The sequence below is a fragment of the Pandoraea sp. PE-S2T-3 genome, assembly GCF_002179965.1.
In the GTDB taxonomy this organism is placed as follows: Bacteria; Pseudomonadota; Gammaproteobacteria; order Burkholderiales; family Burkholderiaceae; genus Pandoraea.
Map to the genome: position 1 here is coordinate 67,355 of NZ_NGUQ01000014.1, position 18,937 is coordinate 86,291.

An 18,937-nucleotide genomic window follows, 5' to 3' on the forward strand; every position below is an offset into this window, starting at 1 on the left:
GTGGAGCCCGCGCTGTAAATCGAAATAAATTTAGGAGTCCATAGCATGACCGAGAAAGTAGCAGTTGTGACGGGCGGTGGAATGGGTATCGGTGCAGCCATTTGCGAGCGGCTGGTCAAAGACGGCATGACGGTCGTGGTCGCCGATCTGAACGAGGAAGGTGCGAACGAGACGGCAAGCAAGTTGCGGGCGTCAGGCGGCAATGCGTGGGCACTCAAGATGAATGTGGGTGAGGAAGCGTCGATTGCCGACGGGTTCCGGCAAGTGGCGCAGAAGCACGGCCGCTGCGACGTGCTGGTCAATAACGCAGGCATCGCCAAGACGTTTCCGTTTCTCGAATACCCGCTGGATCACTGGCATCAGGTGATGGCCGTCAACCTGACCGGCACGCTGCTATGCGGGCAGCACGCCGCCCGCCTGATGCGCGAACAACGCTGGGGGCGCATCGTCAATCTGGCCTCGGTGGCGGGCATTCTGGCGAGCGCCGGGCGCACCGCTTATGGCACGTCGAAGGCGGCCGTGATCGGGCTCACGCGTCAGATGGCCATCGAACTGGCCCCGTTCGGCATTACGGCCAACGGCGTTGCCCCGGGCCCGATCGACACGCCGCTGACCAAGGTGCTGCACTCGGACATCTCGCGCCGGCACTACACGGAAACCACGCCGCTGGGCCGCTACGGCCAGCCGGAAGAAATCGCCGGGGCGGTGAGCTTCCTCGCGTCGGACGACGCGTCGTATGTGACCGGGCATATCCTGCCGGTCGACGGCGGCTTCGTGGCCGCCGGGATTCTGGAAATCTAAGCCGCCGAACCGGAACCGGCATCGAGAATCAGCGCAGGAGGGTGTCCGGCAGATCGGGCACCACCCGCGCGCCCGGCACGCGCTGCATTTCGCGCCACGCGCGCTGGGCATTTTCAACAAACGTGGCAACACACGGGTTGTGGTTGTCGCGACTCCACAGCAGGGCCACCTCTGCCACGGGCGCATTACGCAGTGACTTGAACACCGCAGTGCCCGACGCGCTCGCGCTGCTCATCGACATTGGCACCATCGCCACGCCCAGCCCCTCACCCACCAAATTGATAATCGTCTGCTGAAGGTTGGTTTCGAGCCGGATATGCGGTGCGAAGCCGGCGCGGCGGCAATGCGTGACGATCAGGTCGTAGACCAGCGGGGCAATCTCGCGCGGAATGCTCACGAACGACTCTTCTGCCAGTTGCGTGGCATCTAGCACGCCCACGTCGGCAAGTGCGTGCGTGCGCGGTATCACCGCGACCATCTCTTCGCGAAACACCGTCGCCGACTCCAGCCCGGTCAGGTCTTCCGGACGGTACATGATGCCCACGTCGATACGGCCGGCGCGCACCGATTCGGCCAGCAGGTTGGGCAGGGCTTCCGCCAGCTTCATGTCGACGCGCGGATACGCCGCAGCGTAAGTGCGCGTGAGCGCCGGCAGGATGTTGTAGGCCGAGGACATCATGAAGCCCACGGTGATTGCCCCATCCTCGCCCCGGCTGGCCGCCACGACGTTGCGTTTGGCCCTGTCTACCGAGTTGAGAATTTCCACCGCATCCTGATAGAAGCGCGCACCCGCACGGGTCAGGCGCACGCTCCGCCGTGTGCGCTCAAAGAGCTGCACGCCGAGTTCGGCCTCCATCAACGCAATCTGCCGCGAGAGCGGCGGCTGCGAGATATGTAATTGCTGCGCCGCGCGGCCGAAATGCAAGGTTTCGGCCAACACGACGAAATACTGGAAATGGCGCAGTTCGATCATCTGATACCCCAGAGGTATTAATAGCGCACCAATATTGTATTGGATGTTATGACTGGGCGGTCGTATGCTCCATTTGCGGTCGCCACCCGAGCGAGACGCAAAATAAAGAGACGTGAGGAAACGCCAGGCCAAAAGCCACCGACGGCGACCTTTCGTAACGATACGAGAAGGAGACAGTCATGCCCGCTCACCTCGCTGTAGCGAACGCCCCCGCTCGACCTGTCGGATCGCTTGGCACACTTAGCCCCCTTGGCAACCTAGGCACCCTAGGCACTGTCGTCCCCCTCGGTACGTCCGCCGCCTTCAGCAACGTCGCCGCACTCGCTCCCCTCGCACACCCCGCCATGGCGCCCGCGCCTGCCACCACGGCTCAGCGCCAGATGCGCCCCGACTACCTCGCCATCGATGATCTCAGCGGCACCGACGCCCGCATGCGCGATCTGCTCGCGCGCGGCAAGCGCTTCGTCGATCGCGGCCTGCCGGTGCTGATTCTCGGTGAGACGGGGACGGGCAAGGAGTTTCTCGCCCGCGCACTGCACGCGTACAGCGAACGGCGCGCGCAAGCGTTCATCGCGATCAATACGGCCTCGATTCCCGAACATCTGGTCGAGAGCGAACTGTTTGGCTATCAGCGCGGCGCGTTCTCGGGCGCGTTGCCCGGTGGCATGAAGGGCAAACTGCAACAGGCCGACGGCGGCACCCTCTTTCTCGATGAAATCGGCGACATGCCGTATGCGCTGCAAACGCGTTTGCTGCGTGTGCTGTCGGAACGCGAAGTCACACCGCTGGGTGCGAGCCGTGCCATCCCGGTCGACGTGCAGTTGATTTGCGCGACCCATCAGGATCTCGCGAGCGCCGTTGCGCAAGGCAAGTTCCGCGAAGATTTGTATTACCGCGTCGCCGTGGGCGTGTTGACGCTCCCCACGCTGCATGAACGCGACGACAAGCCTGAACTTATTGCGCGCATGCTCTGCGACGAGTGGCCCGGCACGCGCATGGATCAAGCCCTCGCACGCGTGTCGGCGGAAGCCATGACGCGTCTGCTTGCCTATGCATGGCCCGGCAATTTGCGGCAGCTGCGCGCGGCGTTGCGCTACGCGTGTGCGGTGATGAACGGGAATGTGATGCGAGTGGAAGATCTGCCACCGGAGTTGACCGCGACGGCGATGACGTCGCGACATTCGACGATGACTGCCCACGATTTGCCGTTGCGAGAGGCGGCGGTGTTGCCGATGCCGATGGTGGCTTCGATGGCGGCTTCGATGTCGGCTGTCACGCGCACGGCCTCCGCGCAGAGTGCGTCATCGAGCATCGCGGCGACGGCAACGCCCGCCACGACCGAGCACGACGCGCCTCGCATGCAGGAACGTGAACGCATCTTGCAGGCACTCGCCCAGCATCGCTGGAACATTTCTGCGGCGGCGCGCACGCTCGGCTTTTGCCGCGCATCGCTGTATCGCAAGCTCAAGCAACTCAGCATTCCGCATGTGCGCGATTGCGCCGACGCGCTGACGTCGGGGCACTACGCGTGACGAAAGCGCGTGACGAAAACACGTAACAAAAATGCGGGCAAAAAAAAGCGCGGCCGATGAGGCCGCGCCAAGGTTTGGAGACTTTTCACTCAACGCAAAAGTCTACTTCTCGCGGAACGTAGTATAGGTGCGGCCCCGCGAAACATTCTCATCATTCGGCGCAATGATTTATTTGTCGACTCGCAATAGTCTGTAAAACCCCATAAACAAAGGGCTTTTTTGACGACGTGCGAAACCGCGCTCACATGCATCTAGGAATTGTCGCATCACACGCGCTCAATTTGTCGCACTTGCGTGCATCGATGACACGAGAATGACAGCGCGCTGTCGTGAACCCATCGGCGAACAAATTTGCCATCGACTTTTCCGCCACGCGACACGCTCGACTGTCTAATCGCGACCGACTGAACATCGCGAATCGCTGAACGACATCACGACAGTATTGGTTACGTCATTGCTTTCGATTTCAGTGTCATGCACCACTCGCGCAAGCCGGCACTTCGGCATGAATTCGCAGCGCGGGAACCAATTCAAATCACGCGTGTCGCGCGCAAATCCAGTGCTGGTAACGCTTCGCAGCCGCCTCATCAACCCCACAACACTGTGTCCCGAGCGCAACACACACCGCTTGCATTGCCATTTCTCGCCTAGGCTTAATCAAGCCAATCCCTTGCCACACAACGCTTTAGGACGCATCGACGTGATTCTTTTCAGAAGTGAAATAGATTCTTGCGGATTCTGAAATAGGCGGGAGTGATGCCCACTCATACACTGCCCCCTGTCAGCAGAACAGTGCCGATACCTGATCGGGTCCGCGAATGACAAACCGTCACCTCGACATGTTCTGTTTCGCCGCGTTCTGTTTTCACGCGAATTCTGCGATTCGTGTCACGTTACTGGAGCTTAAACCATGAAAAAAACTCTTCTTGCCGCAGCCGTTGTCGGCGCGTTCTCGGCGACCGCCGCGCATGCTCAAAGCAGCGTCACGCTGTACGGCTTGATCGATGCTGGCGTTGCTTACACGAGCAACTCCACCACGTCGGCGGCTTCGGGTTCGAAGAACTTCCGCGCAACGAGCGGCCTGATCAACGGCAGCCGTTGGGGCCTGAAGGGCTCGGAAGACCTGGGTGGCGGTAACAAGGCCATCTTCGTGTTGGAAAACGGTTTCTCGATCAACAACGGTCAGTCGGGCCAAAACGGCCGCATGTTCGGCCGTCAAGCCTTCGTCGGCCTGCAGAACGACAAGTTCGGCGCCGTGACGATCGGTCGTCAATACGACTCGCTGGTTGACTACCTGGCACCGCTGACCCTGAACGGTTCGTCGTTCGGCGGCACGATCGCTTCGCACCCGTACGATAACGACAACACGAACAACTCGTTCCGTGTGAACAACTCGGTCAAGTACTCGAGCGCCAACTACAACGGCCTGACGTTCGGCGGCCTGTATGGCTTCTCGAACAAGGCTGGTGACTTCGCCAACAACCGTGCATTCAGCGCCGGCGTGAACTACGCAAACGGCCCGCTGACGGTGGCTGCTGCTTACTTGGAACGCCAAGGCAATCCGGGTAACAACAACGGTTCGGGCGCTGTCGACACGTCGAACGGCGGTGACTCGGTGTTCCAGTCGCAGAAGCAACGCGTCTGGGGTATCGGTGGTAACTACGCCTTCGGCCCGGCTACGGTCGGCCTGGTGTACACCCACACGCAACTGCAAGGTCTGTCGGGCCTGAACTACAACAGCACGGCTGTGTCGTTCAACAACGACGGTCTGAAGTTCGACAACTTCGAAATCAACGGTCGCTACATGCTGACCCCGGCAGTCTCGCTGTCGGCCGCGTACACGTACACGATGGCCAAGCAAGATTCGACGGATCAGAAGCCGAAGTTCCACACCGTTACGCTGCAAGCTGACTACCGTCTGTCGAAGCGCACCGACGTGTACCTGACCGGTTCGTACCAACACATCTCCGACAACGAAGGCACGGGCTTGCAAGCTGGTGTCGGCGCTGCCGGCGGTATGTCGTCGACCAGCTCGCAAACTGTTGTGGGCACGGGCATCCGTCACCGCTTCTAATCGACGCGGACGGAGCGCTGCCGGCAGTATCGCAGCGCTCTCGACATGAGAAAGGGCAGCCTCGGCTGCCCTTTCTCTATTGCGGCACTGATGGGGATTCAGTGCATTCGAAATGCATCAGAAGCGCGTCTCGCGCGCGGCACGCAGGAAGTTATCGAGCACCGGCGTGCAATCCAGAAACTCCGGACCACCCGCGCGGTGAAACTCCGGATGCCATTGCAGGCCCATCACGAACGGCGCCTTGCGATAGCGAATGGCCTCCACCACGCCATCTTCCGCACACATCGCCTCCACACTCAGATCGCGCCCCAGCGTCTTCACCGACTGGTGGTGAATCGAATTCACGATGGGCACATCGACCGGGCCGAGCATTTGCGCGAGCGACGAGCCTTCGGGGAAGGTCAGCGTGTGGCGATTGTGCTCGTACGTTTCCGTCACGTGAGGAATCGCTTCCGGCAGATCGGTGGCGATGTCCTGATGCAAGGTGCCGCCGAACGCCACGTTGATCAGTTGACAGCCACGGCAGACGCCGAGAATCGGCTTGCCCTGCTCGACAAACTCGTGCAGCAGTTCCAGTTCGTACATGTCGCGCATGCGGTCGCCCTGCCATTCGTGACGCGTGGCGACTTCCGAATACGTGAGCGGCGCAACGTCCGCCCCGCCCTGCAACACCAGACCGTCGAGATGCTTGGCGTAATCGTGCAGGCGGATGTGGCTCGGGTGAAGCTGGCCTTGCGTATCCACTGTCGGAATCATGAACACCAGCACGTCGCGCGACATCACCCAGTGCGCGATCGATTCTTCAAGGTATTGCAGCGTTTTGCTGCGCAACCCCTTGTTGCCGGGCTCCGGATGGAAGATTCGCGCGGAGATGCCGATCTTTAGCGTGCGCTGCGTGATGCGCTGACCGGCGCGGTCGTACCACGCGCGAAAACGTGCGCCCATGATGCGTCGCAAGACCGACCACGGCGAATCGCCCGCTTGCAGGTAAGACGGCGCACCGCCCATCGATGCAGGGCTGCCGGGACGCGGCGCGCTCCCGCCGAACGCGGGTTGATGGGGCGGTTCGCCACCGCCTGAGCCGCCTGAACCACCTGAGGCACCCGCACCGCCCGACGACGAGGCAGACGTCGCACCAGTGCCGGTACCGATGGTCCCGCCAGCGCTGCCCACACCGGCGGCCTTGACGTCTTCGCGCGACGCGGCAACCGGGGCGCCAATGGGATTGCGATCGGACGCAACTTCAGCAATCGGCGGCTGGCCGGCGGCAGGCGCCGCAGAGGTTGTCGGCGGCGTAGTCGGCGTTGCTGAAGGTGTTGTTGCCGCGCTAGCTGTCGTGGCCAGCGGCGGCTGTTCGGCCCGAGCGTCGGCCGAGGCGCCCGGTTCTGCCTGATGCACTGGACGGGTCAGCGTGTCGGGGTTGGGTGGCATGTCGGCAGAACCTTCTGCCGTGCCGCCCACCGGTTTTCCGGTCGCGCGCGGCGCGGCCGGTGTCGCACCTTCGACGTAGTCGGTCGACTGGGTCGAGGCGCTCGACGAGGTTTCCGGGGTGGCGGGTGTTGCTGGTTTGGCTGCGCTCTTGTTCGCGTCGAGCTCGGGCTTGGGGGGCTGTTGCGGCGATTTCGGATCTTGAGCGTCGGTCATAGTGGCGTTGGATGCGTCCGCTAGGAGGGGAAAAAGGGGTAGACCACGGCGATTGGCAAATTATCCCGCCGCCCCTGTTACGCCGCAATCGCGAAAGCTGCCGTTTCCTCACTTGCCCGGCAGTCACTACCGCAAGATGAAACCGTAGCGATGCAGCGATGTCGAAGTCTTTTGTAACGCGTAGTGCGTGCCCATGCCTATCGGCAAGAAACATCACTTGCGCGTATCATTCTCAATACTTTGAACGATGTTATACGACGTTTTCGACATTTGCGTCGGTTAAGCACGCATTTCTGCATAACCACACGGTCTTGACGTTTGTTTTGGGAGTCTGCAAGTGAAACGTTTTCTGCGTCTGTGGCAAGTGGCGCGCCACGATTTCCGAATTCTTTGGCACGCGGTGCGTGACCCGCGCCGCCCGCGCTGGCTGCTGCCCGCCGTGGCGGCACTGGTCGTCTATCTGCTCAGCCCGTTCGACCTGATTCCCGACTTTGTACCGGTTTTTGGCCTGCTCGACGACGTGGTGATCATCGGCATGGTGGTGCACTGGCTGGTCGGGCGCCTGCCCGTCGACGTGCGCGAGGACGCCCGCGCGCATATCTTCACGCAACGCGCCTGAACGGTCGCTGCGGCGACACCAGCGCCAACGAAAAAGGGACGCCACTGGCGTCCCTTTTCTTTTCTGCACGAAGGCCGGAGGCCCCGATTACGGCATCAGCAGCGTCGAGCCCGTCGTCTTGCGCGCTTCGAGATCACGATGCGCCTGAGCGACGTCAGCCAGCGCATAACGCTGGTTGACTTCGATCTTCACGGTGCCCTTCGCCACCACATCGAACAACTCGTTGGCCGTCGCTTCCAGATCTGCACGCTTGGCCGTGTAGTTGAACAAGGTCGGACGCGTGAAGAACAGCGAGCCGCGCGAGACCAGATCGGCCGTGTTGATCTGCGTCACCGGGCCCGAGGCATTACCGAAGTTCACCATCGTGCCAAGCGGACGCAGGCAGTCGAGCGAACCGATGAAGGTGTCTTTGCCGATCGAGTCGTACACCACGGGCACGCCTTCGCCACCCGTGATGTCCTTCACGCGCTCGACAAAGTTCTCGCGCGTGTAGACGATCGGGTGATCGCAGCCGTGCTGACGCACCAGCGCGGCTTTCTCGTCGGAACCGACCGTCCCGATGACCGTCGCGCCGAGTGCCTTGGCCCATTGGCACACAATCAGCCCCACGCCGCCGGCGGCTGCATGAATCAGGATCGTGTCGCCCGCTTTCACCGGATACGTGCGACGCAGCAGGTATTGCGCCGTCATGCCTTGCAGCATCATGGCGGCGGCCTGGTCGTCGGTGATCGCGTCGGGCAGACGCACCAGCGGTGCGGCGGGCATCACACGCGCCTGCGAGTAAGCACCGCACGGGCGGCTGGCGTACGCCACACGGTCGCCCGGCTTCACATGCGTGACGCCTTCGCCCACGGCTTCGACGACGCCCGAGGCTTCCATGCCAAGCCCGGCGGGCAGCGGCTGCGGATACAGACCGGTACGGAAATACACGTCGATGTAGTTCAACCCGACCGCGTTGTGACGCACGCGCGCCTCACCCGGGCCCGGCTCGCCGACTTGCACGTCCACGTACTGCATCACTTCCGGACCGCCATTCGTTTCGATGCGGATCGCTTTTGTCATCCTCGCTCCTTGATTATTCGGGGGTTTGTTCTGGGGATATCGGTTGCCTGCCGAGCGCGTGACGATCAGGTCGCCAGCGCTTTCGGCTGGGCCGCAAGACGAATGATCAACTGCTCCAGCAACAAGCGAGCCGTCGAACTATTGGTTGCGCACGGCACGTTGTGCACGTCGCAGGCGCGCACGAGCGCATTGATATCGGGTTCGTGCGGCTGGGGCGTCATCGGGTCGCGCAGAAACAGCACCATGTCGACGCGGCCTTCGGCCAGTTGGGCGCCGATTTGCAGATCGCCGCCATGCGGGCCGGAGAGCTTGCGCTCCACGTCGAGGCCTAGCTCCATGGCGATGCGCCCGCCCGTGGTGCCGGTGGCGACGAGGTCGCACTGGCGCAGCACGTCCACGTAATCGCGCGCGACGGCCAGAATTTCATCTTTCTTCTTGTCGTGCGCGATGAGGGCGATGCGAACCTTCGGTGCGCTCGTGACGGTAGTTACGGTCATGTGGGAAGTCTCTGCCTAGAAAGTGCCGGCCTAGAAAGTACCGGGATAAGCGCCGCCGTCGATCAGCACGTTCTGCCCGGTGATGTACCCGGCCTGCGCGCTGCAAAGGAACGCGCACGTCGCGCCGAATTCGTCCGGCTGGCCGAAGCGGCGCGCGGGAATCGCGGCGGCCCGCTTGGCACGGGCTTCGTCCACCGACTGGCCGCTCTTGTCTGCCCACGCTTTCATCGTGCCGGCCAGACGGTCGGTATCGAACGCCCCCGGCAGCAGATTGTTGATCGTGACGTTGTGGGCGACGGTCGTGCGCGACAGGCCGGCCACAAAACCCGTCAGGCCCGAGCGAGCACCGTTCGAGAGGCCCAGAATGTCGATCGGTGCCTTCACGGCCGACGACGTGATGTTCACGATGCGGCCAAAGCGGCGCGCGATCATGCCGTCGACGGTCGCCTTGATCAGTTCGATCGGGGTGAGCATGTTGGCGTCGAGCGCGCGAATCCAGTCGTCGCGCTGCCATTCCCGAAAATCGCCCGGCGGCGGGCCGCCCGCGTTGGTCACGAGAATGTCGGGTTGCGCACACGCGGCGAGTGCTTGTGCACGGCCTTCCGGCGTGGTGATGTCGCAAGCGACGGCGGTCACCGTCACGCCCGTCGAGGCGCGGATCGCATCCGCGGCTTCATTGAGTGCCGCCGCCGTGCGCGCGACGATCACCACGTCGGCCCCCGCTTCGGCCAGCGCCTGTGCGCAAGCGCGCCCCAGCCCCTTGCTCGCACCGCACACCAGCGCCGTGCGGCCCTTGATTCCCAGATCCATGGTTCAGCCTTCCAAGTCAGTCGAGAATTCGTGGAAATACGGCCCTGCGAGCCGTCTTGCAGCGATTCTAAGGGAATCGGGAGATAGCCGCTGACGCGCGGCGTGATGGGCCGCATTTCCGGCGCGTGGTGTCGAAAGCCGGACCGCCGTAGCCGGCATCGGCTAAAATCGCGGCCATGCGGGCCACACCGGCCCTGCCTCAGAATGCTGCCATGAAACAAGATAATCGCTTCCCGAATCTCTTCATCTGCGATCACCCGCTGATCCAGCACAAGCTCTCGCACATGCGCGACAAGGAAACCTCGACGCGCACGTTCCGTGGCCTGCTGCGCGAGATCACCTTGCTCATGGGCTATGAAATCACCCGCGACCTGCCGCTCACGACCGAGTCGATCGAGACGCCAATGGTCACCATGGACGCCCCCGTCATCGCCGGCAAGAAGCTGGCCATCGTGCCGGTGCTGCGCGCAGGCGTGGGCATGAGCGACGGCCTGCTCGATCTGGTGCCGTCGGCACGCGTCGGTCATATCGGCGTGTATCGCGACGAGCAACACCGCCCGGTGGAATATCTGGTGCGCCTGCCCGACGTGGCCGACCGCCGTTTCATCCTGTGCGATCCGATGGTCGCCACCGGCTACTCGGCCGTGCACGCGGTCGACGTGCTGCGCAAGCGTGGCGTCGAGGAAGAGAACATTGCCTTCCTCGCCCTCGTTGCCGCCCCGGAAGGCGTGAAGGTGCTGCACGATGCCCACCCGGGCGTGAAGTTGTACGTGGCCTCGCTCGACGAGCGTCTGGACGACCACGCTTACATCATCCCGGGTCTGGGCGACGCCGGTGACCGTCTGTTCGGCACGAAGAACTAGGGCCGGCTCCCCCCGTCAGCGCGCCTTGCGCCGCGTCGCCATCGCTACGCCGATGGCGGCGAGCACCATCCCGCCCCACGCGAGTGGCGGCATGTGTTCCCCGACCATGATCCACGCGGCCAGTGCGGCGGCGGGCGGCACGAGAAAGAACAGCGCCGAGACGCGCGACGCTTCGCCTCTCCGGATCATCGCCAGCAGCAACGAGATGGCCACGATCGAATTGCCGATGACAAGGTAGACGAGCGAGAGGCTGAGTTGCCACGTCCATGAGACGTGCATCGGTTCGAGCCACCATGCCAGCGGCAGCGTCGCGGCAAAGCCCACGGCGTACTGCACGAGATTGGACGTGATCGGGTGCTGCCCGACACCGAAGCGCTTTTCATACAGCGTGCCGCAGGTAATTGCGCCCAATGCGATGAAGGTGAACAGCAGGCCGAGTGCCGACGTCGCCTCCACTGCCGAGCGCGCCACGATCACCAGCGCCGCTCCGGCCAGTCCGAGCCCCAGACCGATCCAGTTCATCCCGCTCACACGCTCGCCGACCAGATGCGGCACCGCCAGTGCCACGAGAATCGGTTGCAGCGACGTAATCAGCGCCACGCTGCCCGCCGAGACGCCAATGCGCAGCGCGAGATACGTCATGCTGAAATACAACGCCTGAATCAGCAGGCCGATGACGATGAGATGCCCCCACGCCGCCGCGGTCTTCGGCAAGGGCGGCCGCATCACGATGGCCAGCGGCGCGAGCAACACCAGCACGAGGCCGTAGCGCAGCGCGAGGAACGTGAGCGGATCGGCGTACGCGAGGCCGATCTTGGCGACCGTGAAGCCGACCGACCACAGGAACAGGAAGATCAGCGGCGCGGCACGCAGCCACAGCGGATCGTGGGCAACACCGGTACGCACCGGGTCAAGCGACGTTTTCAGAGACATCGGGAAGCGCAGACTCCTTCATTGTTATTGTTGTAAGGGTGATGCGGGCCACTCGCGAGTGGCCGGATTGCTATCAACGATGCATACCGGTGGCGACCGGCGACTGCCGGTAACGACTACCGGCGTCGACTACCTACGACGATTGCCGCCGAAGATGCTGCCGAGTACGCCACGTACGATTTCGCGTCCCAACTGACTGCCGATCGTGCGGGCCGTGCTCTTGACCATGGCGTCGATCGGCGTGTCCTTGCGGCTCGAACCGCGCGCGCCGCCAGTGCTGCCACTGCCGCCGCCGAGAAGACCGCCAAGCGAGTCCTTCACCGCGTCGAGCAAACCACCCGAGGACTCACCCCCTGCCGGAGCCGCACCGCCCGGCGTGTCAGGTTGGCGGTTCTCCGTGCGGCCCACGAGCTTTTCATACGCCGATTCACGATCGACCGCCGTCTCGTACACGCCCGCGACCAGCGAGTTCGCCATCACCGCCTGCCGCTCTTGCGGCGTGATCGGCCCGATGCGCGAGGCCGGCGGCGCGATATACGCACGCTCCGTCACGGTCGGGCGTCCCTTTTCATCGAGCAGCGACACCAAGGCCTCGCCCACGCCCAGTTCGCCAATGACCTTCTCGATATCGAGTGACGGGTTCGCCCGCATCGTCTGCGCAGCCACCTTCACGGCCTTCTGGTCGCGCGGCGAATAGGCGCGCAACGCATGCTGCACGCGATTGCCCAGCTGTCCGAGCACGGTATCGGGCACGTCCACCGGATTCTGCGTGACGAAGTACACGCCGACGCCCTTCGAACGGATCAGGCGAACCATCTGCTCGATGCGCTCCAGCAACGCCTTCGGGGCCTCGTTGAACAGCAGATGCGCCTCGTCGAAGAAGAACACGAGCTTCGGCTTATCAGGGTCGCCCACTTCGGGCAGACGCTCGAACAGTTCGGCCAGCAGCCACAACAGGAACGTGCCGTAGATGCGCGGCGCGGTGAGCAGTTTGTCGGCGGCGAGAATGTTGACGATGCCGCGCCCTTGCGCATCGGTCTGCATGAAGTCGTCGATGTTGAGCATCGGTTCGCCGAAAAACTTGTCGGCGCCCTGCTGCTCCAGCGCGAGCAACCCGCGTTGGATGGCCCCGACCGATGCGGCCGAGATATTGCCGTACTGCGTGGTGAAGCTCGACGCGTTCTCGCCCACGTGCTGGAGCATCGCGCGCAGGTCTTTGCTGTCGAGCAACAACAGACCGTTGTCGTCGGCAATCTTGAAGACGAGGTTGAGCACGCCGGTCTGCGTCTCGTTCAGGCCCAACAGGCGTGCGAGCAGCAACGGGCCGAGATCGGAGACGGTGGCGCGCACCGGATGGCCCTGCTCGCCGAACACATCCCAGAGCATGGCGGGGCTGCCGTGCCAGTCGGGGGTATCGAAGCCCAGATTGGCGATGCGTTCCTTGAGCTTGGGAGTCTCTGCGCCCGGTTGGGTGATGCCAGTGAGATCGCCCTTCACGTCGGCGAGAAACACGGGCACGCCGATATCGGAGAACGCCTGCGCCATGACTTGCAGCGTGACGGTCTTGCCCGTGCCGGTCGCGCCAGTGATCAGGCCGTGGCGGTTGCCCATGGCGGGCAGCAGGCCGAGCAGGTGCTGGTCGTTGCGGGCGATGACGAGCGGTGCCCCGGTTTCATGCGTACCGGCAGCGCCGGAGGATGAGGCGGATTCAACGGGAGATGCAGAGCGGGAAGTAGCGCTTGAAGCAGATGCGGGGGACGGCGACGCTTGCGACGGCGCGGGCTTCTTAGGCATGAGCGACCTCGGCAGTAGACACGGTGCGGGTCGTGACACGGCGCAGCAAACACCCGTGGCACGGTGCGGCGGCATGATAAAATTGCCTCCGATTATAGCGGCAGGTTGCCGCCCGGGCCTCGCAGGCCGAGGGCCATGCCTGTCAAGCGCCCGCTGCCCTTCGGTGGCGGGCGCTCCCGTTTCAAAGGCTGGCCGCGCGGCATTGCGCGGACCAGCGGCATATTCAGCCGCACTGCGGCACGACGGAGAATTTCATGGCGGGTCATAGCAAATGGGCCAACATCAAACACAAGAAGGCTGCGGCAGATGCCAAGCGCGGTAAAGTCTGGACACGCCTGATCAAGGAAATCACCGTGGCAGCGCGTCTGGGCGGCGGTGACGCCGACAGCAACCCGCGCCTGCGTCTGGCCGTGGAAAAGGCTGCCGATGCGAACATGCCAAAGGACAACGTCAAGCGCGCGATCGATCGCGGCGTGGGCGGTCTGGACGGCGCCAACTACGAAGAAATTCGCTACGAAGGCTACGGCATCAACGGCGCGGCCGTGATCGTCGACACCATGACGGACAACCGCGTGCGTACCGTTGCGGAAGTGCGTCACGCCTTCTCGAAGTTCGGCGGCAACATGGGCACCGACGGCTCGGTGGCCTTCCTGTTCACGCATTGCGGCCAGTTCCTGTTCTCGCCGGAAACGCCGGAAGACAAGCTGATGGAAGTCGCCCTCGATGCAGGTGCCGACGACGTCATCAGCAACGACGACGGCAGCTTCGAAGTGATCTGCCCGGCCAACGACTTCCAGACGGTCAAGACCAAGCTCGAAGCCGCCGGCCTGAAGGCCGAAGTCGCGGAAGTCACGATGAAGCCGCAAACCGAAGTGGTCTTCACCGGCGAAGACGCCCTGAAGATGCAAAAGCTGCTCGACGCGCTCGAAAACCTCGACGACGTGCAGGAAGTCTTTACCAACGCCGTCATCGAGGAATAAACAAGCATGAAGATTCTGGTTGTCGGCTCGGGTGGCCGTGAACACGCCCTGGCGTGGAAGCTCGCGCAATCGTCGCGCATCCAACTGGTCTACGTCGCCCCGGGCAACGGCGGCACGGCGCTCGACGAGCGCCTGCGCAATGTCCCGATCAGCGATCCGAACGTGCTCGCCGAGTTCGCCATTCGTGAAGGCATCGCCCTCACCGTGGTCGGCCCCGAAGCACCGCTCGCCGCCGGTATCGTCAATATCTTCCGTGCCCGTGGCCTGAAGGTGTTCGGCCCGACGCGTGAAGCGGCGCAGCTCGAATCGTCGAAGGACTTCGCCAAGGCGTTCATGAAGCGCCACGGCATTCCGACCGCCGATTACGAAACGTTCTCCGACGCGGCCAAGGCCCACGCTTACATCGACGCCAAGGGTGCGCCGATCGTGATCAAGGCCGATGGTCTGGCCGCTGGCAAGGGCGTGGTCGTGGCGATGTCGCTGGAAGAAGCGCACAACGCCGTGGACGCGATGCTCGCGGACAACAAGCTCGGCGACGCCGGTGCGCGTGTGGTCATCGAGGAATTCCTGCAAGGCGAAGAAGCCAGCTTCATCGTCATGGTCGACGGCAAGAACGTGCTGCCGCTCGCCACGTCGCAGGATCACAAGCGTCTGCTCGACAACGATCAGGGCCCGAACACGGGCGGCATGGGTGCCTACTCGCCCGCGCCGATCGTCACGCCGCAAATTCACGCTCGCGTGATGCGCGAGATCATTCTGCCGACCGTGCGCGGTATGGAAACCGATGGCATCCGCTACACGGGCTTCCTTTACGCCGGCCTGATGATCGACCCGCAAGGCAATATCAAGACGCTCGAATTCAACTGCCGCATGGGCGACCCCGAGACGCAGCCGATCATGGCGCGCCTGAAGGGCGACTTCTCGGTGGTGGTCGAGCACGCGATTGCCGGTACGCTCGATAAGGTCGAACTCGACTGGGACCGCCGCTATGCGCTGGGCGTGGTGCTCGCCGCTTACGGCTACCCGGATAACCCGCGCAAGGCCGACCGCATCTCGGAGATTCCCGCCGAGACCAGCGATTGCGTGACATTCCATGCCGGTACGCAGTTGGAGAACGACGTGCTGTCGGTCACCGGCGGACGCGTGCTGTGCGTGGTCGGCTTGTCGGACACGGTGCGCGGCGCGCAAAGCGTGGCGTACCAGATGGTCAACCAGATCAGCTTCGACGGCATGCAATATCGCCACGACATCGGCAACCGCGCCCTCGCGCGCAAGCCGGAAGGCACGGCCTGATTGCGTTGTATTGAGGTGCCGCACTGAGGCACCGGCAAGTTGATGCCCCACGGCCCGGACGGCCACAAGTCGTCCGGGCCGTTGTCATTTCAGGCGCGACATTGTTGGAACGTGACGCGTTCGCCACATCGGCATCACATCGGCGTCATTTCGTTATCCCATCGGCAAGATTGACAAGCGAAACGCAAATTGGCACGCTGGCAGCGGCGCAACCTGCGTAGTTCCACGATGGAATGCGTGGCAAACGCCCTCGGTCACCCCCCTCCGGCCAGCCTCGGCGGAACCCAGCAGTTTTCCCGACAGATCCCTCGCTCGACGGAGACGCGTATGTTCGACCTCAACAAGCTGGTCAACGATTATCTGGTGCCATTCGGACTGAAGATCCTGATGGCAGTCGTCATCTGGATCATCGGCGGCATCGTCATCAATCTGGTCGCCCGCCTCGTGCGGGCCGCGATGACCCGCCGGGCCATCGATCCCACTCTCGTCCGTTACTCCGAATCGTCGTTGCGCATTGCCTTGCGCATCGCCTTGGTCATCACCATCCTGAGCGTCTGCGGTATCGAGACCACGTCGTTCGCGGCGCTGCTTGCCGCTGCCGGCATCGCCATCGGCGCGGCCTGGTCCGGGCTGCTGTCGAACTTTGCCTCGGGCATCTTCCTGATCGTGCTGCGCCCGTTCAAGACGGGCGACATGATCAGCGCCGGCGGCGTGACCGGCGTGGTCGACGAGATCGGCCTGTTCGTCACGACGATGACCACGGCAGACAACCTGCGCGTCTATGTGGGTAACACGAAGGTGTTCAGCGACAACATCACGGTCTACGACGCCAACGCGTTCCGGCGCGTCGATCTGAGCGCGCAGTTGGCCCATACGGTCGACGTGCAGGACGCCGTAGCGCGTCTCAAGGCGCGTATCGCCCAGATTCCGAACGTGATGAGTGCGCCCGCCGTGGACGTCGCCATTCTGGAGTTCAATCCGGCCGGGCCGGTGCTCGCGGTGCGGCCGTACTGCCACAACCGCGACTACTGGCAGGTGTATTTCGACACCAACCGGGCGATTGCCGAAGTCGGCGGTACGGCGCACTGGCCGGTACCCGCGCCGCGCCAGATCCTCATGCCGCCGCCAGCGGATGTGGGCGGCGGCAACGCCAGCGCGAACGCGCCGATCATCGGCACGGGCAATGCCGCGCCGGCGGGCTCGCGCCCGAACGCTCCGGCGCCCTGAACTGCGCATTCAACATCAGGACGGGCTTCGCGAACGTCCCGAAAGTCACCTCAACACCTTGATACGGGTCATCCGGGCGGCATAAACGCCGCCCCGGCGCCCCGCCTGACGCCCCTGAACGCCCGCCAGCCGGTACAATCCGTCTATTACCAAAACGGGACGTAGAAGGATGACCGCGAGCACGACGGCGAAAGACGCCGCACAGATGCCGGACACCGGCGCAGTGCGAACTTATCTGCTCGGTCTGCAAGACCGTATTGTCGAAACGCTGGAACGGCTCGACGGCAAGCGCTTTCTCGCCGACGACTGGCAGCGCCCGGCCGACGGCGCGCTGCGTGGCGACGGCCGCACCCGGGTGCTCGACGACGGTGATTTCTTCGAGCGCGGCGGCGTGAACTTCTCCCACGTGGTGGGCGACAAGCTCCCCGGCTCGGCCAGCGCCTCGCGCCCCGAATTGGCCGGACGCGGTTTCGAAGCCCTTGGCGTCTCGCTCGTTCTGCATCCCCGTAATCCGTACTGCCCGACCGTGCACTTCAACGTGCGCATCCTGATCGCGACCGCCCCCGGCGAAGCCCCCGCGTTCTGGTTCGGCGGCGGCATGGACCTCACGCCTTATTACGCATTCGAAGACGACTGCCGGCATTTCCACCAGACCTGCAAGGACGCCCTCGATCCGTTCGGCACCGATTGGTACCCGCGCTTCAAGACCTGGTGCGACGAGTACTTCTATCTGAAGCACCGGCAAGAGCCGCGCGGCATCGGCGGTATCTTCTTCGACGATTTCTCGGGCGGCGGCTTCGAGACCGGCTTTGCGGTCATGCAAAGCGTGGGCGACGCCTTCCTCGACGCCTATGTGCCGATCGTGGAACGCCGCCGCGGCATGCCGTACGGCGAGCGCGAGCGCGATTTTCAGGCGCATCGCCGTGGCCGCTACGTCGAATTCAATCTGGTCTGGGACCGTGGCACGCATTTCGGCCTGCAATCGGGCGGCCGTACCGAGTCGATCCTGATGTCGATGCCGCCGATCGTGAAGTGGCACTACGACTGGAAGCCGGAGCCGGACACCCCGGAAGCCAAGCTCTATACCGATTTCCTCGTGCGCCGCGAGTGGGTGTGAAGGCGACCCACGCATGACCGTCACCTCTCGCGCCGCCCGAGGCCCCAAGCGCATCGGCGTGCTCGGCGGCACGTTCGACCCGATTCATACCGGCCATCTGGCGCTGGGCGCACTGTTTGCCCGCACGCTCGCGCTCGACGAGCTGTTGCTCATGCCTGCCGGCCAACAACCGCAAAAGCAGGGCAGCACGCCCGCCGTGCACCGTCTGGCAATGACCCGGCTGGCCGCCGAATTGCTGGCTGAAGAGTTGCAACGCACGCATCCGGCCACGCAACTGATCGTGAGCACCCGCGAAATCGAGCGAGCCGGCCCCAGCTATACGATCGATACGCTGCGCGAGTTGCGCGCCGATTACGGGCCGCAAGCATCGCTGTCGCTGCTGATCGGCTCGGACCAACTGGTGCGTCTGGACACGTGGCACGCCTGGCGCGAACTGTTCGATTACGCCCACGTATGTGCGGCGGCCCGGCCGGGTTTCAGCCGCGAAACGGCGTCCCTGCCACTGCGTGAAGTCTTCGCAGAAAGGGAAAAGTCCGCGCTCGGGGTACAATCCACGCCATGCGGCGGCATCCTGATCGACGACTCACTGGCCGTCGACATCTCCGCCACCGAGTTGCGCGCCGCACTGGCGCACGCGACAGACGCAGCCTCACGGCCTGCGAATCTGCCCGAACCCGTGTGGGAGTACATCCGCGCGCAACACCTGTATCGCGCCTGA

17 protein-coding genes are annotated in these 18,937 nt (G+C 63.6%); 10 read left to right on the forward strand and 7 right to left on the reverse strand.

Going from position 1 to position 18,937, the window contains the following annotated elements; all coding sequences use genetic code 11:
- The first annotated feature begins 45 nt into the window (after nucleotides 1–45).
- Nucleotides 46–801: an SDR family NAD(P)-dependent oxidoreductase gene (locus tag CDV46_RS10040; protein WP_087691459.1), complete on the forward strand. Its 756-nt coding sequence runs from the start codon at nucleotides 46–48 to the stop codon at nucleotides 799–801.
- A 28-nt stretch (nucleotides 802–829) separates the two neighbouring features.
- Here CDV46_RS10040 and CDV46_RS10045 read toward each other — a convergent pair whose 3' ends face one another.
- Entirely contained in the window at nucleotides 830–1,774 is a 945-nt protein-coding gene (locus tag CDV46_RS10045; protein WP_087691458.1) for a LysR family transcriptional regulator, read from the reverse strand.
- A 344-nt stretch (nucleotides 1,775–2,118) separates the two neighbouring features.
- Between CDV46_RS10045 and CDV46_RS10050 the strand changes: the two genes are divergently transcribed.
- Together CDV46_RS10050 and CDV46_RS10055 are read left to right on the forward strand one after the other, a co-directional pair.
- On the forward strand, nucleotides 2,119–3,306 hold the full coding sequence (locus tag CDV46_RS10050; protein ID WP_254915991.1) for a sigma-54-dependent Fis family transcriptional regulator: 1,188 nt from the start codon (nucleotides 2,119–2,121) through the stop codon (nucleotides 3,304–3,306).
- A 910-nt stretch (nucleotides 3,307–4,216) separates the two neighbouring features.
- Nucleotides 4,217–5,380 (forward strand): porin, encoded by a 1,164-nt coding sequence (locus tag CDV46_RS10055; RefSeq protein WP_058375708.1) that lies wholly within the window; start codon nucleotides 4,217–4,219, stop codon nucleotides 5,378–5,380.
- A 117-nt stretch (nucleotides 5,381–5,497) separates the two neighbouring features.
- Here CDV46_RS10055 and CDV46_RS10060 read toward each other — a convergent pair whose 3' ends face one another.
- Complete coding sequence (locus CDV46_RS10060) at nucleotides 5,498–7,024, reverse strand: gamma-glutamyl-gamma-aminobutyrate hydrolase family protein (protein WP_087722464.1); 1,527 nt, start codon at nucleotides 7,022–7,024, stop codon at nucleotides 5,498–5,500.
- 337 nt (nucleotides 7,025–7,361) lie between these two features.
- Here CDV46_RS10060 and CDV46_RS10065 point away from each other — a divergent pair, with 337 nt between their 5' ends.
- Nucleotides 7,362–7,643 carry a YkvA family protein gene (locus CDV46_RS10065; protein ID WP_058375709.1) on the forward strand — a complete coding sequence of 94 codons (282 nt, stop codon included), beginning with the start codon at nucleotides 7,362–7,364 and terminating at the stop codon, nucleotides 7,641–7,643.
- 87 nt (nucleotides 7,644–7,730) lie between these two features.
- Here CDV46_RS10065 and CDV46_RS10070 read toward each other — a convergent pair whose 3' ends face one another.
- The 3 genes from CDV46_RS10070 to CDV46_RS10080 form a co-directional block, all read right to left on the reverse strand.
- Nucleotides 7,731–8,705 carry a quinone oxidoreductase family protein gene (locus tag CDV46_RS10070; protein ID WP_087691457.1) on the reverse strand — a complete coding sequence of 325 codons (975 nt, stop codon included), beginning with the start codon at nucleotides 8,703–8,705 and terminating at the stop codon, nucleotides 7,731–7,733.
- A 65-nt stretch (nucleotides 8,706–8,770) separates the two neighbouring features.
- Nucleotides 8,771–9,202 (reverse strand): methylglyoxal synthase, encoded by a 432-nt coding sequence (locus tag CDV46_RS10075; RefSeq protein ID WP_087722465.1) that lies wholly within the window; start codon nucleotides 9,200–9,202, stop codon nucleotides 8,771–8,773.
- A 30-nt stretch (nucleotides 9,203–9,232) separates the two neighbouring features.
- A complete protein-coding gene (locus tag CDV46_RS10080; RefSeq protein ID WP_087722466.1) occupies nucleotides 9,233–10,012 on the reverse strand; it encodes an SDR family oxidoreductase in 780 nt (259 codons plus the stop codon).
- A 212-nt stretch (nucleotides 10,013–10,224) separates the two neighbouring features.
- Between CDV46_RS10080 and upp the strand changes: the two genes are divergently transcribed.
- Nucleotides 10,225–10,875, forward strand: coding sequence for a uracil phosphoribosyltransferase (gene upp, locus CDV46_RS10085; protein WP_058375713.1), 651 nt, complete (start codon nucleotides 10,225–10,227; stop codon nucleotides 10,873–10,875).
- Nucleotides 10,876–10,890: 15 nt separating this feature from the next.
- Here the strand turns inward: upp and CDV46_RS10090 are convergent, their stop codons facing one another.
- Together CDV46_RS10090 and CDV46_RS10095 are read right to left on the reverse strand one after the other, a co-directional pair.
- Nucleotides 10,891–11,808, reverse strand: coding sequence for a DMT family transporter (locus tag CDV46_RS10090; RefSeq protein WP_058375714.1), 918 nt, complete (start codon nucleotides 11,806–11,808; stop codon nucleotides 10,891–10,893).
- Nucleotides 11,809–11,937: 129 nt separating this feature from the next.
- Nucleotides 11,938–13,419 (reverse strand): helicase HerA-like domain-containing protein, encoded by a 1,482-nt coding sequence (locus CDV46_RS10095; protein ID WP_249277736.1) that lies wholly within the window; start codon nucleotides 13,417–13,419, stop codon nucleotides 11,938–11,940.
- Nucleotides 13,420–13,856: 437 nt separating this feature from the next.
- On the opposite strand from CDV46_RS10095, the gene CDV46_RS10100 reads away from it, so the two are divergent.
- The 5 genes from CDV46_RS10100 (at nucleotide 13,857) to CDV46_RS10120 (ending at nucleotide 18,937) form a co-directional block, all read left to right on the forward strand.
- On the forward strand, nucleotides 13,857–14,582 hold the full coding sequence (locus CDV46_RS10100; protein ID WP_058375716.1) for a YebC/PmpR family DNA-binding transcriptional regulator: 726 nt from the start codon (nucleotides 13,857–13,859) through the stop codon (nucleotides 14,580–14,582).
- A 6-nt stretch (nucleotides 14,583–14,588) separates the two neighbouring features.
- The gene (purD, locus tag CDV46_RS10105; RefSeq protein ID WP_087691453.1) at nucleotides 14,589–15,875 is read left to right on the forward strand and encodes a phosphoribosylamine--glycine ligase; all 1,287 of its coding nucleotides are present in this window, start codon (nucleotides 14,589–14,591) and stop codon (nucleotides 15,873–15,875) included.
- Nucleotides 15,876–16,202: 327 nt separating this feature from the next.
- Complete coding sequence (locus CDV46_RS10110) at nucleotides 16,203–17,102, forward strand: mechanosensitive ion channel family protein (RefSeq protein WP_249277717.1); 900 nt, start codon at nucleotides 16,203–16,205, stop codon at nucleotides 17,100–17,102.
- A 169-nt stretch (nucleotides 17,103–17,271) separates the two neighbouring features.
- Complete coding sequence (gene hemF, locus CDV46_RS10115) at nucleotides 17,272–18,219, forward strand: oxygen-dependent coproporphyrinogen oxidase (protein WP_087691452.1); 948 nt, start codon at nucleotides 17,272–17,274, stop codon at nucleotides 18,217–18,219.
- Nucleotides 18,220–18,232: 13 nt separating this feature from the next.
- Nucleotides 18,233–18,937, forward strand: a complete 705-nt coding sequence (locus tag CDV46_RS10120) for a nicotinate-nucleotide adenylyltransferase (RefSeq protein ID WP_087722467.1) — start codon at nucleotides 18,233–18,235, stop codon at nucleotides 18,935–18,937.